This is a genomic window from Chromobacterium haemolyticum, from assembly GCF_002081825.1.
GTDB lineage: Bacteria > Pseudomonadota > Gammaproteobacteria > Burkholderiales > Chromobacteriaceae > Chromobacterium > Chromobacterium fluminis.
Genome location: NZ_MUKU01000009.1, coordinates 12,349 through 27,784, shown reverse-complemented (window position 1 = coordinate 27,784; position 15,436 = coordinate 12,349). Strand labels below are relative to the sequence as shown.

The following is a 15,436-nucleotide window of genomic DNA, read 5'->3' as shown; positions in this document are numbered from 1 at the left end:
GTCTTACCAATTTACAAAGGAAACCGGATGAAGCCTGCCAACGTGTATCTGTTCGGCACCTGTCTGCTCGACCTGTTTTTGCCGCAGGCCGGCGTGGACGCCATCGCCTTGCTGGAAGGCCTGGGCTTGCGAGTGCACTTTCCACAGCAACAGAGCTGCTGCGGCCAGCCGGCCTATACCAGCGGCCATCCGGCGGAAGCGCTGGCGGTGGCGAGGGCGCAGCTGGACTGCTTTATCGAGGACTGGCCCATCGTGGTGCCGTCCGGTTCCTGCGGCGGCATGATCAAGCACCACTGGCCCAAACTGTTCGCCGGTCAGCCGGACGAGGCGCAGGCCTGCGCGGTGGCCGCGCGGGTGGTGGAGTTCAGCGATTTTCTGCTCAACCACCTGGACTGGCGGCCGCAAGATCAGGGCCCCAAGGTGAAGGTGGCGGTGCACACCTCCTGTTCCGCCCGCCGCGAAATGAATGTGCATCTGTCCTCTTGGGCTTTGTTGGAGCGGCTGGCCAATGTGGAACGGGTGGTGCACGACCATGAGTCCGAGTGCTGCGGTTTCGGCGGCACTTTTTCGATCAAGCACCCGGACATCGCCGGGGCGATGGTGACGGACAAGGCCGCCGCCTTGCAGGACAGCGGCGCAGTGGAGTTCATCACCGCGGACGGCGGCTGTCTGCTCAATATCAACGGCAAGCTGGCCAAGGAGGGCAGGGCGTTTCGGGGCCGGCATCTGGCCAGCTTTCTGCTGGAGCGCGTGGGAGGCAAGGCATGAGCGCCCGCGACGCCATCCTGGCCAAGCTGCGCGCCGCGCCGCGCCAAGAACTGCCGCGGCCGGAGCTGGACGCGCATTTCCGGCGCTTCGCGCCGCCGCAGCACAGCCTGGACGCCTTGCGCGGCTGGGCGCGGGCGATGCGGGCGGTGAAGACCGAGGTGCTATGGGTGCGCGCCGACGACTGGCACACCCGGCTGGCGGTGTGGATTGCGCAGCGGCGGCCGGCTTCCTTGCTGTTGTCCGACACCGCGCACGGCCGCCGCGCCGAGGCGGTGCTGCAAAGCTTGCCGACGCCGCCGGCTTTACGTTTCTTCGACCGCGAGGTGGATGGCTGGAAGGCCGAATTGTTCGAGATCGAGGCCGCATTTACCGCGGCGCGTTGCGGCATCGCCGCCACCGGCACCCTGGTGCTGTGGCCGGACGCACAGGAGCCGCGGACCATGAGTTTGGTGCCGCCGCTGCACATTGTCTTGTTCGACACCGCCACGCTCTACCCTGACTTCTACAGCGCGATGCGCCTCGAAAACTGGCAGGACGGCATGCCCACCAACGCCTTGCTGATTTCCGGTCCGTCCAAGACCGCGGACATCCAATTGACGCTGGCCTACGGCGCGCACGGCCCGCGCGAACTCTTGGTGCTGGCGCAGCTGCCCGAGCATATCGATCCGGCGCAGCTGGAGCAGGAGGAGGCCCGACCATGAGCGAGCACAAGATCGAGCTTTATCCCTCGCGCCAATTCAAGCAGCAGGCGCGCGCGGCATTGGCCGACGGCGAACTGCGCCACAGCCTGCGCGGGGCGATGGATTTCCTGATGGCCAAGCGCTTGTCGGCCTTCGACGATCCGGCGGAGCTGGACGCCTTGCGCGCCTTGGGCGAGGCCATTCGCCAGCGTTGCCTGTCGAGGCTGCCGGACTTGCTGGAGCAGTTGGAGGCGCGGCTGAGCGCCAACGGCGTGCAAGTGCATTGGGCCGAGACCGCGGACGAGGCCAATCGCATCATCCACGGCCTGGTAGAGGCGCGTTCCGGCCGCTTGATGGTCAAGGGCAAGTCCATGGTCAGCGAGGAGATTGAACTCAACCATTATCTGGAAGCGCGCGGCGTCGCCGCGGTGGAAAGCGATATGGGCGAGTACATCGTGCAGCTGGCCGGCGAAAAGCCCACCCACATCATCATGCCGGCGATACACAAGACCAAGGCCGACATCGCGCGGCTATTCCACGACAAGCTGCCGGGCACGCCCTACACCGAGGACGTGGACGAGTTGATACAGATAGGCCGCGGCGCGCTGCGCCGGCTCTATCTGGACGCCGACGTCGGCCTGTCCGGCGTCAACTTCGCGGTGGCGGAAACCGGCACCTTGTGCCTGGTGGAGAACGAGGGCAACGGCCGCATGTGCACCACGGTGCCGGACTTGCACATCGCCATCACCGGCATAGAGAAAGTGGTGGAGAAGCTGGCCGACGTGCCGCCCTTGTACAGCCTGCTGACCCGCTCCGCCATCGGCCAGCCCATCACCACTTATTTCAATATGATCAGCGGCCCGCGCCGCGCCGGTGAAAAAGACGGCCCGCGCGAGGTGCATTTGGTGTTGCTGGACAACGGTCGCAGCCAGGCTTACGCCGACGCGCAATTGCGCAAGACTCTGCAATGCATACGCTGCGGCGCCTGCATGAACCATTGCCCGGTCTACGCCCGCATCGGCGGCCACGCTTACGGCACCACCTATCCGGGGCCGATAGGCGAAATCATCTCGCCGCACCTGCTGGGCCTGGAAAACACCCGCGATCTGCCCACGGCCTCCAGCCTGTGCGGCGCTTGCGGCGAGGTCTGCCCGGTGAAGATTCCCATTCCCGAGATGCTGATGCGGCTGCGCGAGGAAAGCCAGCGTCCGGCTGGGGAGGCGGTCAGTCATCCCTTGCGCGGCCAGGGCGCGGCGGCGAGCGCGGCGGAGCGGCTGGCCTGGAAGGGCTGGCGCCAGGTCCACGCCTCGCCGCGGCTGTACCGCTGGTTCGGCTGGGGCGCCACCCGGCTGCGCAAGCTCGCGCTTGGCGGCCAACTGGGCTGGACCCAAAACCACGCGCCGCTGACGCCCGCGCCCAAGACTCTGCACGAGCTGGTGCGCGAACGCGAAGCGCGTCGCGGCGGCGGGGAGCGGCCATGAGCATGAGCCCGGCGCATCAGGTTTTCCATCGAGATCTTCTTAAAATCATGCCGGCGACGCGCATTTACACCGATCCGCTGTCCACGCTGGCTTACGGTACCGACGCCAGCTTTTACCGGCTGCGGCCGCAAATCGTCGCCCGCGTCGACAGCGAGGCGGAAGTGGCGGCCATCCTCGCGCTGGCGCGCCGCCACCGGGTGGCGCTGACTTTCCGCGCCGCCGGCACCAGCTTGTCCGGCCAGGCGGTCAGCGATTCGGTGCTGGTCTTGCTGGGCGACGGCTTCAACCATGGCCAGGTCTTGGACGACGGCGCGCGCGTCCGGCTGGGGCCGGCGATGATAGGCAGCCACGCCAACGCCTTGCTGGCGCCTTACGGCCGCAAGATCGGCCCGGATCCGGCGTCGATCAATAGCGCCAAGATCGGCGGCATCGCCGCCAACAACTCCAGTGGCATGTGCTGCGGCACCCGCGACAACAGTTATCACACCTTGGCGGGGATGCGTTTGTTGTTGCTGGACGGCGCGGTGCTGGACACCGGCGACGCCGCCAGCGTGGCGGCCTTTCGCCAGTCCCACGCCGCGCTGCTGGCCGGTTTGTCCAGCCTGGCCGCCGAATTGCACGCCGACGCCGCGCTGGCCGAGCGCGTGCGCCGCAAATACCGCTTGAAGAACACCACCGGCTACGGCATCAACGCCTTGCTGGATTTCGACGATCCGGTGGACATGCTCAGCCATTTGTTGATCGGCTCCGAGGGCACGCTGGGCTTCATCAGCGAAATCACCTTCCACAGCGTGATCGAGCATCCGCACAAGGCCTCGGCCTTGCTGCTGTTCGACGCGCTGGAGCCGTGTTGCCGAGCGGTGTCGGCGCTGAGCGCGGCCGCGGAAGCCCACGGGGTGGCGGCGGTGGAACTGATAGACAGCCGCAGCCTGCGCGCCTTGCACGGCAAGCCGGGGCTGCCGGATTTCCTGGCGCGGCCGTTCGGCCCGGAGGAGGCCTGTTTGCTGATCGAGGCGCGCGCCGGTTCCGAGGCGGAACTGGCGCGCCATTGCGCGGCGATAGACCAGCTGCTGGCCGGTTTCGCGCCGCGTTTGTCCAGCGGCTTCAGCCGCGAGGCCGCGGTCTGCGACAGCTATTGGGCCTTGCGCAAGGGCCTGTTCCCGGCGGTGGGCGCGGTGCGGCCGCTGGGCAGCACCGTGGTGATCGAGGACGTGGCGTTTCCGATTCCGTTGCTGGCCGACGGCGTGGCCAGGCTGACCGCCTTGTTCGACCGCCACGGCTACCACGAGGCGCTGTTGTTCGGCCACGCCTTGGACGGCAATCTGCATTTCGTGTTCGCGCCCAGCTTCGATAATGAGCGGGAGGTGGCGCGTTACGACGCCTTCATGCAGGACGTCAGCGCGCTGGTGGCCGGTGAATACGACGGCTCGTTGAAAGCCGAGCACGGCACCGGCCGCAATGTCGCGCCCTTTGTGCGCCAGGAGTGGGGCGACGCCGCCTGGCACCTCATGCGCCGCATCAAGGCCTTGTTCGATCCGGACGGCCTGCTCAATCCCGGGGTGATCATCACCGACAACGAACGGCTGCACCTGGAAAACCTCAAGCCGCTGCCGGCGGCCGATCCCATTGTTGATCGCTGCATCGAATGCGGCTTTTGCGAGGCGGCCTGTCCGTCGCATGGGCTGACGCTGAGCCCGCGCCAGCGCATCGTCGCCTGGCGACGCATCCAGCAGCTGAGCCGCGACGGCGGCGCGGGGGAAGAGCTGGCCGCGCTGCGCGCCGATTTCCGCTACCGCGCCATCGACACCTGCGCCGCCACAGGCATGTGCGCGACGCGCTGCCCAGTGGGCATCAATACCGGCGAACTGATGAAGCGGCTGCAAGGCCCGTCGCCGCGGCCGCGCGCCGCGCGCTTCGCCGCCCGCCACATCGGCGCCGCCGCCGCCGCCGTTCGCGCCGGCCTGAGGCTGGCGCATCTATTCGGTCCGGAGCGGCTGCATCGCATCAGCCTGCGGCTGCGCCGCCGCCATAAGGTGATTCCCCTGATTCCGGCGCATCTGCCGCGTCCGGCCGGCCGTCTGCCCGCCGCCGTTGGCGGCGACGGCGAGCCGGTGGTGCTCTTCCTCAGCTGCGTCAACCGAGCGCTGGCCTTCGACGCCGCCGGCGGCAACGCGGCCGCGCCCACCTTGGCGCTGTTGCGCCGCGCCGGCTTCAGCCCCCGCTATCCGCACGGCCACGACGGCTTGTGCTGCGGCCAGCCCTTCGCCTCGGCCAATGCGGCGGAAGCGCTGGACATCAGCCAGAACGCGCTGAACCGGGCCTTGCTGGCTGCCAGTGAAGACGGCCGCCATCCGGTGTATCTGGACAACGGGCCGTGCGCGGCGCGCATCCTGTCCGCCCAGCGCCAAGGCCGGCTGGACACGCGCTTGCGCCTGTTCGACGCGGCCCGCTTTCTGGAGGCTTTTGTCGCGCCGCGGCTGGCGGTGACGCGCAAGCTGGAGCAGTTGGCGCTGCACATTCCCTGCAGCGCCGCCGAGATGGGCGCGGCGGAGGCGCTCACGCGGCTGGCCGGCCTCTGCGCCGAGCGGCTGACGGTGCCGGACATCGCCTGTTGCGGCTTTGCCGGAGACAAGGGCTTCACCGTGCCGGAACTGAACGCGCATAGTTTGCGGCGCTTGCCGCCGGCCTTGCCCCCCGGCTGCCGCCACGGCGTGTCGATGAGCCGCACCTGCCAGATCGGCCTGAGCGAGCACGCCGGTTTCGAATACCGCAGCATCGAAGCGCTGCTGGATTTTTGCACCACCCCTGGAAGCGGCCCGCTATGAAGGCCGCATTGATGGCGCCGCCGCCCGGGCGGCCGGCGCCGAGTTGAAACGCCCGTAAACATCCTTCCCTGAACGCATTCCGTCCACACGGCCGCGGCTAGCCCGCCGCCGCGCGGATGTTTGTGCGCGCAAGAAGAAGGAGAGACTACAGAGGAGACATCATGATCTGGACCCAAAACTACTTTCCGTCCGGCGGCATGGCGCTGTCGGCGCTGATGGCGGCCTTGCCGATTATTTTCTTTTTCCTGGCGCTGGCGGTGTTCCGGCTCAAGGGCCATGTCGCCGGCAGCCTGACCGTGCTGCTGGCCTTGCTGGTGGCCACGCTGTTCTACGGCATGCCGGCGGACATGGCGCTGGCCGCCGCGGGTTTCGGCTTCGCCTACGGCCTGTGGCCCATAGCCTGGATCATCATCGCCGCGGTGTTTCTGTACAAGATCACCGTCAAGACCGGGCAGTTCGACATTATCCGCGCCTCGGTGTTGTCGGTGACCGAGGATCAGCGCCTGCAGATGCTGCTGGTGGGTTTTTCCTTCGGCGCCTTTCTGGAGGGCGCCGCCGGCTTCGGCGCGCCTGTGGCCATTACCGCCGCGCTGCTGGTGGGGTTGGGCTTTAATCCCTTGTACGCGGCCGGCCTGTGTCTGATCGCCAATACCGCGCCGGTGGCTTTCGGCGCGATGGGCATCCCCATTATCGTGGCCGGCCAGGTGACCGGGCTGGACCCTTTCGCCATCGGCGCCAAGGCCGGCCATCAACTGCCCTTCCTGTCGGTGTTGGTGCCGTTCTGGCTGGTGATGATGATGGACGGCCTCAAGGGCGTGCGCCAAACCTGGCCTGCGGTGCTGGTGGCCGGGGGGTCTTTCGCCGTGACCCAGTATTTCACCTCCAACTACATCGGGCCGGAACTGCCGGACATCACTTCGGCGCTGGTCAGCCTGGTGTGTCTGACGCTGTTCCTGAAAGTATGGCAGCCGCGCGAGATCTTCACCTTCGCCGGCCGCCGCGCGCCCAGCCCGCGCCAGGCTTCCGGCTTTAGCCTGGGCCGGATCGCCCGCGCTTGGGGGCCGTTCCTGATCCTGACCGCGCTAGTGACCTTGTGGAGCCTGAAGCCGTTCAAGGCGCTGTTCGCCAAGGGCGGTGCGCTGGAGCATTGGGTGCTGAAGTTCCACGTGCCGCATCTGGACAATCTGGTGATCAAGACCGCGCCCATCGTGGCCGCGGACAAGCCTTACGAGGCGCTGTACAAGTTGGACCTGCTGTCGGCGGTGGGCACCGCTATTTTCGTCGCGGCATTGCTGTCCATCGTGTTGCTGCGTTTCCGGCCGGCGCAGGCTGTCGCCGCCTTCGGTGAAACCTTGGCCGAACTGAAGCGGCCCATCTTGTCCATCGGCATGGTGCTGGCCTTCGCTTTCGTCGCCAATTATTCCGGCATGTCCAGCACGCTGGCCTTGTGCCTGGCCAATACCGGCAAGGCCTTTCCCTTCTTCTCGCCTTTCCTTGGCTGGCTGGGGGTGTTCCTGACCGGCTCCGACACCTCGTCCAACGCCTTGTTCTCGGCGCTGCAGGCGTCCACCGCGCATCAATTGGGCGTGTCGGATATCTTGCTGGTGGCGGCCAACACTACCGGCGGCGTCACCGGCAAGATGATTTCGCCGCAATCCATCGCCGTGGCCTGCGCGGCGGTGGGCTTGGTGGGCAAGGAGGCGGACCTGTTCCGCTTTACCCTCAAGCACAGCCTGATTTTCTGCAGCCTGGTGGGGGCGATGACTTACGCGATGGCGTATTTCTGACAGACCGGTTCAAGACCCGGCGGGCTGCCGATGCGGCCCGCCGGCTTGGGGCCTGGTTTGCGGAGAGAGGGCGCGTGCGGGGTTGTAAGCCGGCTTTGGGAACCGGTTTACGATTTGCTGTTTTTTCAGCCGCAAGGCCTTGTCTCGCGCATGCTCGCGAGATCGTAAACAGGTTAGAGAATTTCCTGGTTTTCGCAGAAAAAGCTGATCGAGTCGAAATTGACTTGGGTGACATGGTTGGTGACCGGCACCATATTGATCAGGTGGCGGGTGCCGATGTCGAAGATGTGGTATTCGCTGGCCAGGCTGCCGTATTCGGACGGCGACTTGGTTTTTTTGACGATGGTGACCGCGTTGGCTTCTCCGTTCCATCCGTAGCTGGTGTTGAACTGCAGCAGACGGTTAATGTAGTCCCCGGTGGGCGAGTGCAGGAAGAAGTGGATGGTCTCGTTCTTCATGTCCAGGTCGATGAAGCCGCTGGTGATCGCCGTGTCCCCGCTATTGCGCGGGAATTTGAGTTCGGAGATGCGCGCGGTGCAGATGGTGCGGCTGTCCATGATGTAGTTGTGGCCGGCATAGCCCAGGTAGAGCGCGACCAGAAACAATCCGAGAGCGATCAGAAAACGATTTTGTTTTTGCAATTGAGATCGCTCCCGTATTTCTTGTCGCACAGATAGCTCGCCGCGCACTTGCCGCTCTTGATGTAGAAGGCGTCGCCGCCGCTTTCCGGCAGCTTGGGCGCGTCGCGGTAGACATTGCCCACCACGAACAAGCTGCGCGCGCCGTCGCGCATTTTATGAATATTCATTTGCGGAATCCACCAAGAAGCGTGCCAGCCCAAGAGCAGGCCTAGGGCCATGATCGCCAGCGCGGCCAACACCTGGCGGCGGTTGATGCGGGCCGGCACCCGCCAGCGGGTTTTGCGTCGGTGTGGCGCGGGCGCGGGGGTGGTCTCTAGAGGGCCGGCTTCCGTCGCCGGCGACGGGCCGTCGGCGTCCGCCTCCGGTTCCAGCAAGACGAAGGCGCCGACGAATTGGCAGCCGCGTCTTGGAATGGTCTTGATGATCTTGGGGTCCAGGCCGCTTTTCTCAAGCTGCGCGCGCAGATCGAACACCAGCTTGTGATAGCTGGAGTCTGTGACGATGGTTTTCCCCCATACGTTTTCAATCAGCTCGTTTTTTTCGAACAGCCCGGAGAGCAAGAGTTTGAGCAGCAAGGCTTCATTGTATTTCAGGATGATCTTGTCTTGATCCCAGGGCAGAAGGCTGCCTTCATCAGGGTCGAAGACGACTTTGTCTTCAATATGGAATCTCATTTTTATAATCTTTCTGTCCACGCGAAGGCCGGTATTGGAAATTTTGATATTACGGCCAATGCGGGGTCGGCGATATTTTAAATTACCCCATAGGTAATTTGCTCTAAATCGATTATAGATAGCAATACCCAACTGCCAAGCTGGCCTTGCCAAGTGGTGTTGCGGGGGAGCCGAAAGGTAAGCGGAAATGACAAGAGCGCCGGGAGCGCTCTTGGTTTGACGTGAAATATTTTCCAACAAAATCCGCTTCTTTTCAAGAGGATGGCTGTTGCCGCAGCGCGGGTCGTGGGCGCGGTCGCGTGGCGAAATCTGCTGGAACTCAGGCCTGTTGGGCATTGCCGCCGGGATGGCGGCGCCGGGAAATGATGCGTATTCGACGTGGCCCGTCCGCAACGAAAACCATGAATTTGGCAAAAGGCCTGAGTAGGGGGCGATGACTACGGAATTGTAGCGTTCCGATTACAGCGCTCCGGCGCGGTAGCGGGGCGGAAAAGGTTCGTCTCGGCGAATCCGGCGAGCGCAAGGTTTGAAAAACAGGGATAAAAAGCCGCCAATTGAGATAGGCGGGCGCTGTCTATCTAGGATTGGATGGAATTGACGGCGTAGTGAAATGGCGGGGCCGGCTTGTTTAAGCCGGCCCCGCCTTTTTTTCAATGAGTGGATTTAAGCTGTTTGATTTCTTGTTGCGCCATAAGCAGCTCTTGCTCTATCGCGTTAATTCTTTTATCTCTGCTGTTAAGCTCGTTTAACAGTTGCTCGCTCAGCAATTGGGCCTGATCCAGGCATAGGATCAAGGCGGAGAGTTTGGCGCTGTTGGCGAGTTGCTCCATTAGCGGAGCGCCGGCGTTGGCGTGGTCTTTGTTTTTATATTGCATGCTGAATGATGTGGTGTTGTTATTCAATACATTTAGGCTGACGAAAGCGGATTTCGCGCCCACGGAACAGAGTGCAAATCATAGCATGCAGTTTGGATGGGTGGGAGCGTAAGCCTTGAGAATTAAGCTTTTTGCCAGGGGTGGTAAGGAATGATAATGATTGCTGCGGCTGTTTCGGCCCTCTCTTTGGCGCTGCGTTGGACATCTCCGGTCCTTTCAGGGCGGCTATAACGATAATCATTTCTAATGGCTGATAATAAATTGTACTGATTGTGATAAAGACATTTAGTATTAATGCGGTTAAGCTGGCCTCTGATATTTTTGGGAGGCAAGTGGCCGTGTTAATGATGGGAAATGAAAAGGTATTGGAGGGGTTGGCCCGGGAGCGGCAGATGATTTGGCGACAAGATCTGGAAAGCTTGACGGTATATATAGAAAACCTGATCAGAAAAACCAGCGCCATGGGCGCGGTGGTGCCGGGCCTATATCGCGCCTTGAGAATATGCAGCGTTGCATTAAAAGGCGGCGGCGTGGGCGAAAAAGTGTATCTGACCCGCAAAGAGCGTTTGGATATTTATTGGGCGGTAAAGTCGGAATCCTTTTTAATTTGATTTTTGGTCAGTAATGGCGTGTATTTTTGGATTGGAAAATCAACAGTGTCGCTGATCGGATTTGTATGTTATCGGGTATTTAGCATTGCTTTGTTCTGGTGCGGAATGAAAGCGCTGGGCATCGGCGTTTTGATGCTGCTCTTGCATATCGGCAAGGAGAAGGCGTTGAATGCGCCGTCGCGGCGCGAGTGAGCGCCTGAGCCTGGTTTGTGGCAGCAAAGTCAGGCGCGGGGTTCTCCTCGCCTCGCCGGAGCGGGTGGAAATAGACATTTTCGGATTGAAATGAAATAGGGCCGCGTTGTGATAACGCGGCCCTTTTGGCGTGAGGAGGATCCGGCCAGATCAAGGCGGCGTCGCCTACGCGCAGCAGACCGTAAACCGGTTCTCAGAGCCTTTTCAAAGTCTCGCGAGCAAGAGCGAGACAAGGCGTTGCGGCTGAGGATGCAGAATGTACATAGGGTACATGAGCATTTCGAAGCCGGTTTCAACGCCGTATCGGCGACGCACAGCAGACTGTGAACAGATTCTTAGAATACGCGCTGGCCGGCGCTCCATACCTGGCGCACCAGTGGGATGCCGTCCCGTTCGCGCGCCTGGATCAGGTCGGCGCGCTGGCCGACGGCGACGGCGCCGCGGTCCGCCAGACCCACCGCCCGCGCCGGGTTGCGCGTGACGGTGGCTACTGCGCGGCTCAGATTCCAGCCCGGCTGGCGGCCCAGCAGATAGGCGGCGTGCAGCAGGCTGGCGGGCACGTAGTCGGAGGACAGTATGTCCAGCAGGCCGTGGCCGGCCAGCTCCAAGGCGGCGACGTTGCCGGAGTGGGAGCCGCCGCGGACGATGTTGGGCGCGCCCATCACCGTCATCAGTCCTTGGTCGCGCGCGGCGCGGGCGGCGGCCAAGGTGGTGGGAAATTCCGACATGGCCACGCCGTCGCGCACCGCCTCGTCGATATGACTGAGTTCGGTGTCGTCGTGGCTGGCCAGCGCGACGCCGCGCGCGCGCGCCAGCTCCACCACCGCCTGGCGGTGGCGGCCGGCGTATTGCCGCTGCTTGAGTTTGCGTTGTTCCACCGCGGCGAGGAAGGTGTCGTCGTTCCAGCTGACGTTTTTCTTGGCGTAGTACTTCTTGTACTGCGCCAGGTCGCGGTATTGACGCTGGCCGGGGGTGTGGTCCATCAAGGACACCAGGCGCACCGCCGGGTGGCCGATCAAGGGCGACAGCGCGTCCAGCAACTGGGGATAGGCCAGTTCGCAGCGCAAATGGAACAGGTGCTCGGCGCGGAACACGCGCTGGCGCATGCCGGCGTCTATCGCCTCGAAGGCGCTTTGCAGGGTGTCCAGCCGCACGCTGTCGCCTTCCAGATCGCCCACCGACAGGGCGTCCAGAACCGTGGTGATGCCGGCGGCCACGCATTGCGCGTCGTGGGCGACCACGGCCGGCAGCGTGGGCCACAGCACGCCGTTGCGCGGCATCAGGTGTTTCTCCAGATTGTCGGTATGCACTTCCACCAGGCCGGGCAGCAGGTCGTCGCCGTCCAGGTCCTCGCTGTGCGGCGGCGGCGCGCTCAGCGACCGCGAATGGATGGCGGCGATCACGCCGTTGTCGATCTCCAGCGCGCCGCGTTCGACGACGCCGTCGGCCAGGATCAGCCTGGCGTTGTTCAAGATCCGTTTCATGCTAGGGGTTCCGGTTTGTTTGCCAGCGGGACTTCAAACACGCGGTCGGCGACGGCGTCGCGGGTGGCCTCGTCGTGGAAGATGCCTACCAGCGCCGCGCCGCGCGCCAGCGCTTCGCGCATCAGTTCAATCACCACCGTGCGATTGGCCGCGTCCAGCGAGGCGGTGGGTTCGTCCAGCAGCAGGATGGGCCGCGGCGCGATCATGCCGCGCGCGATATTGACCCGCTGTTGTTCGCCGCCGGAGAAGGTGGCCGGCGGCAGCCGCCACAACCGCTCCGGGATGTTCAGCCGCGCGAGCAAAGCGCCTGCCTCGCGCCGCGCCTCGTCGGCGTCCACGCCCCATTCGCACAGCGGTTCGGCGACGATGTCCAGCGCCGGCACCCGCGGAATGGCGCGCAGGAACTGGCTGACGTAGCCCAGGGTGTGGCGGCGGACGTCGGCGATCTCGTGCGGCAGCGCGGCGGCCATGTCCAGCCAGGCGTCGCGGTGGCGGATACGGATGCTGCCGCGCTCCACCAGGTAATTGGCGTACAGCGCCTTGAGCAGCGTGCTCTTGCCGGCCCCGGAAGGGCCGGCCAGCGCCACGCATTCGCCGGCGGCCGCTTGCAGCGAGACATCGTCGAGCACGGGCAGCGCCAGGCCGCCTTGCTGGTGCAAGGTGAAAGTTTTGCTGACTCGCCTTGCGTCTATCAATACGTTCATGGCTTCAGGCCTGCAGGATGGAGGATACCAGCAGCTGGGTGTACGGATGCTGCGGGTCGTCCAGGATTTGATCGGTGAGGCCGGCTTCCACGACGCGGCCGCCTTGCATCACCAGCGTGCGCTGCGCCAGCAGCCGGGCCACGCCCAGGTCATGGGTGACCATGATGACGGCGATGCCGCTGTCGCGCACCAGCCTTCGGGTCAGGTCCAGAAAGCGGGCCTGCACCGAGACGTCCAGGCCGCCGGTGGGTTCGTCCATGAACACCAGCCGCGGATGGGTGGCCAGGCTGCGGGCGATCTGCAGCCGTTGCTGCATGCCGCCGGAGAAGGCGCTGGGCGGGTCGTCCAAGCGCGCGCGGCCGATTTCCACCCGTTCCAGCCAGTCGCCGGCGGTTTGGCGCAGTTGGCCGTAGTGGCGCTGGCCCAGCGCCATTAGCCGCTCGCCGATATTGGCGCCGGCGGAGACGTTCATGCGTAGGCCGTCGCGGGCGTGCTGGGATACGAAGCCCCATTCGCTGCGCGCCAGCCGGCGGCGCTCGGATTCGGCGACGGCGGTGAGTTCGTGTTCGCGGCCGTCGCGTTCGCGAAAGCGCGCGCTGCCGGCGTCGGCGGCCAGCTTGCCGGCCAGCGCGGCCAGCAGCGTGGATTTGCCGGAGCCGGATTCGCCCACCACGCACAGCACTTCGCCGGCGTAGAGGTCGAAGTCCACGTCGAAGCAGCCGTTGCCGTTGCCGTAGTCCTTGCCGAGGCCGCGGACGCTGAGGAGGGGCGGGGTCATTGCGGATTGTCCTGTGTGTCGCGGCGTTGCCGGCAGTGATCGCTGTCGGAGCAGACGTATTGGCGCGCGCCGGCGTCGTCGGTGATGATTTCGTCCAGATAGCTGTCGCCGGCGCCGCACAGCGCGCAGGCTTGCTCCCAGCTTTGCGCCTGGAAGGGGTGGTCGTCGAAAGCCAGGCTTTCCACCCGGGTGTGAGGCGGGATCGCGTACAGCCGTTTTTCGCGGCCGGCGCCAAACAGCATCAGGGCCGGACTTTTGTCCAGCTTGGGGTTGTCGAATTTAGGAATCGGCGACGGCGAGGCCAGGTAGCGGCCGTTGACCAGCACCGGGTAGTCGTAGCTGGCGGCGATGTGGCCGTAGCGGGCGATGTCCTCGTACAGCTTGACGTGCATCAGGCCGTAATCCTGGTGGGCGTGCAGCTTGCGGGTTTCCTGCTCGCTGGCCTCCAGCGTGCGCAGCGGTTCCGGTTCTGGCACTTGGAACACCATGATCTGGCCGGCGCGCAACGGGGTTTCCGGGATGCGGTGACGGGTCTGGATCAGGCTGGCCTCAGCGGTGCGGGTGGTGGTGGCCACGCCGGCGACGCGGGCGAAGAAGCGGCGGATATTGACCGCGTTCGTGGTGTCGTCGGCTCCCTGATCTATGACTTTGAGCACGTCGTCGCGGCCGATCACGCTGGCGGTCACCTGGATGCCGCCGGTGCCCCAGCCGTAGGGCAGCGGCATTTCGCGGCCGCCGAAGGGCACTTGATAGCCGGGCACGGCCACGGCCTTGAGTAGGGCGCGGCGCAGCATGCGCTTGGTGTTTTCATCGAGGAAGCCGAAGTTGTACGCCCATGGCGCGGCGGTGCTCATGCTTGTGTCTCCTTGGCGGCGTGTTCGCGGCGCAGCTGGCGTATCAGCGACAGCTCGGCCTGGAAGTCGACGTAATGCGGCAGTTTGAGGTGCTGGACGAAGCCGGAGGCTTCGACGTTGTCGCTGTGGCACAGCGCGAACTCCGGCTGCTGCGCCGGCGCGTGCGCGGCCTCGCCCAGCTCGGCGGCGCGCAGGCTGCGGTCCACCAGGGCCATCGCCATCGCTTTGCGCTCGGCTTCGCCGAAGCTCAGGCCGTAGCCGCGGGTGAACTGCGGCGGCGCGCTGCGGCTGCCGGCGAACTGGTTGATCATCTGGCATTCGGTCAGGGTGATGTCGCCGATGTCGACGTCGAAGCCCAGTTCTTCCGGGCAGACCACGACGCTGACTTCGCCCATGCGGATTTCGCCGGCGAAGGGATGGCTTTCGGCGTAGCCGCGCTGGGTGGAGTAAGCCAGGCCCAGCAGCCAGCCTTCGTCGCCGCGCGCCAGGTTTTGCAGCCGGGCGGCGCGGCCGGCGGGAAATAGCAGCGGTTCGCGGGTCAGGTCGGCCGGCTCCGGGTCGCCCGGCGGCGGGGTTTCCGGCTCGATCAGGCCTTCTTGCGCCAGGGCGTCCAGCACGCAGGGCAGCCGTTCCGGCAGCGGCAAGTCGGCGAGGGCCGGGGCGGGCGGTTCGCCGGCCTGGGCCAGATCGAAGTCCAGCAGTCGCTGAGTGTAGTCGGCGGTGGGGCCCAGCACCTGGCCGCCGGGCACGTCTTTGAAGGTGCCGGACACGCGGCGGCGCACCCGCATCGCCGCGGTGTCCAGCGGCCGGCTGGCGGCGAAGCGCGGCAGGGTGGTGCGGAAGGCGCGCAGCAGGAAGGCCGCTTCCACGCAGTCGCCGGTCGCCTGTTTCAGCGCCAGCGCCGCCAGCTCCTCGTCGTACAGCGAACCTTCCTGCATCGTCCTGGCCAGCGCCAGCCGCAATTGGCCGCGGATCTGTGCCAGGCTCAACTCCGGCGTCGCCGCGTCGCCGCGGCGCTTGGCGGCCAGCAGGTCCCAGGAGCGGGCGATGGCGGTTTCTCCGCCTTTGACGGCTACATACAT

General features: G+C 64.9%; 15 protein-coding genes. 7 read left to right on the top strand and 8 right to left on the bottom strand.

Annotation, left to right across the window (positions count from 1 at the left end; genetic code table 11):
- The first annotated feature begins 27 nt into the window (after nucleotides 1-27).
- From B0T39_RS08470 to B0T39_RS08450, 5 genes are all read left to right on the top strand, one after another.
- Nucleotides 28-768 (top strand): (Fe-S)-binding protein, encoded by a 741-nt coding sequence (locus B0T39_RS08470; RefSeq protein ID WP_081545695.1) that lies wholly within the window; start codon nucleotides 28-30, stop codon nucleotides 766-768.
- Nucleotides 765-1,469: a LutC/YkgG family protein gene (locus tag B0T39_RS08465; RefSeq protein WP_081545694.1), complete on the top strand. Its 705-nt coding sequence runs from the start codon at nucleotides 765-767 to the stop codon at nucleotides 1,467-1,469. The genes B0T39_RS08470 and B0T39_RS08465 overlap by 4 nt, the downstream gene beginning before the upstream one ends.
- Nucleotides 1,466-2,929 (top strand): LutB/LldF family L-lactate oxidation iron-sulfur protein, encoded by a 1,464-nt coding sequence (locus B0T39_RS08460; RefSeq protein ID WP_081545693.1) that lies wholly within the window; start codon nucleotides 1,466-1,468, stop codon nucleotides 2,927-2,929. Before B0T39_RS08465 ends, B0T39_RS08460 begins: the two co-directional genes overlap by 4 nt.
- Entirely contained in the window at nucleotides 2,926-5,754 is a 2,829-nt protein-coding gene (locus tag B0T39_RS08455) for an FAD-binding and (Fe-S)-binding domain-containing protein (protein ID WP_176219524.1), read from the top strand. The genes B0T39_RS08460 and B0T39_RS08455 overlap by 4 nt, the downstream gene beginning before the upstream one ends.
- 158 nt (nucleotides 5,755-5,912) lie before the next feature.
- On the top strand, nucleotides 5,913-7,541 hold the full coding sequence (locus B0T39_RS08450; RefSeq protein ID WP_141111149.1) for a lactate permease LctP family transporter: 1,629 nt from the start codon (nucleotides 5,913-5,915) through the stop codon (nucleotides 7,539-7,541).
- 173 nt (nucleotides 7,542-7,714) lie between these two features.
- Here the strand turns inward: B0T39_RS08450 and B0T39_RS08445 are convergent, their stop codons facing one another.
- From B0T39_RS08445 to B0T39_RS08435, 3 genes are all read right to left on the bottom strand, one after another.
- Nucleotides 7,715-8,182: a hypothetical protein gene (locus B0T39_RS08445; RefSeq protein WP_141111137.1), complete on the bottom strand. Its 468-nt coding sequence runs from the start codon at nucleotides 8,180-8,182 to the stop codon at nucleotides 7,715-7,717.
- Nucleotides 8,158-9,249, bottom strand: coding sequence for a transcriptional regulator (locus B0T39_RS08440; RefSeq protein WP_141111136.1), 1,092 nt, complete (start codon nucleotides 9,247-9,249; stop codon nucleotides 8,158-8,160). The genes B0T39_RS08445 and B0T39_RS08440 overlap by 25 nt, the downstream gene beginning before the upstream one ends.
- Before the next feature lie 257 nt (nucleotides 9,250-9,506).
- The gene (locus B0T39_RS08435; RefSeq protein ID WP_141111135.1) at nucleotides 9,507-9,794 is read right to left on the bottom strand and encodes a hypothetical protein; all 288 of its coding nucleotides are present in this window, start codon (nucleotides 9,792-9,794) and stop codon (nucleotides 9,507-9,509) included.
- Nucleotides 9,795-10,075: 281 nt separating this feature from the next.
- Here B0T39_RS08435 and B0T39_RS08430 point away from each other — a divergent pair, with 281 nt between their 5' ends.
- Both B0T39_RS08430 and B0T39_RS25595 read left to right on the top strand, forming a co-directional pair.
- Nucleotides 10,076-10,342: a hypothetical protein gene (locus B0T39_RS08430; protein WP_141111134.1), complete on the top strand. Its 267-nt coding sequence runs from the start codon at nucleotides 10,076-10,078 to the stop codon at nucleotides 10,340-10,342.
- A 45-nt stretch (nucleotides 10,343-10,387) separates the two neighbouring features.
- Nucleotides 10,388-10,534, top strand: coding sequence for a hypothetical protein (locus B0T39_RS25595; protein WP_176219523.1), 147 nt, complete (start codon nucleotides 10,388-10,390; stop codon nucleotides 10,532-10,534).
- 335 nt (nucleotides 10,535-10,869) lie between these two features.
- Here B0T39_RS25595 and B0T39_RS08425 read toward each other — a convergent pair whose 3' ends face one another.
- From B0T39_RS08425 to B0T39_RS08405, 5 genes are read right to left on the bottom strand one after another with little or no spacing between them, the layout of a single operon-like run.
- The gene (locus B0T39_RS08425) at nucleotides 10,870-12,018 is read right to left on the bottom strand and encodes an alpha-D-ribose 1-methylphosphonate 5-triphosphate diphosphatase (RefSeq protein WP_081545686.1); all 1,149 of its coding nucleotides are present in this window, start codon (nucleotides 12,016-12,018) and stop codon (nucleotides 10,870-10,872) included.
- Nucleotides 12,015-12,722: a phosphonate C-P lyase system protein PhnL gene (phnL, locus tag B0T39_RS08420; RefSeq protein ID WP_081545685.1), complete on the bottom strand. Its 708-nt coding sequence runs from the start codon at nucleotides 12,720-12,722 to the stop codon at nucleotides 12,015-12,017. Before phnL ends, B0T39_RS08425 begins: the two co-directional genes overlap by 4 nt.
- Before the next feature lie 4 nt (nucleotides 12,723-12,726).
- Entirely contained in the window at nucleotides 12,727-13,500 is a 774-nt protein-coding gene (gene phnK, locus B0T39_RS08415) for a phosphonate C-P lyase system protein PhnK (protein ID WP_081545684.1), read from the bottom strand.
- Complete coding sequence (locus tag B0T39_RS08410) at nucleotides 13,497-14,354, bottom strand: alpha-D-ribose 1-methylphosphonate 5-phosphate C-P-lyase PhnJ (protein WP_081545683.1); 858 nt, start codon at nucleotides 14,352-14,354, stop codon at nucleotides 13,497-13,499. Before B0T39_RS08410 ends, phnK begins: the two co-directional genes overlap by 4 nt.
- The gene (locus B0T39_RS08405) at nucleotides 14,351-15,436 is read right to left on the bottom strand and encodes a carbon-phosphorus lyase complex subunit PhnI (protein ID WP_081545682.1); all 1,086 of its coding nucleotides are present in this window, start codon (nucleotides 15,434-15,436) and stop codon (nucleotides 14,351-14,353) included. Before B0T39_RS08405 ends, B0T39_RS08410 begins: the two co-directional genes overlap by 4 nt.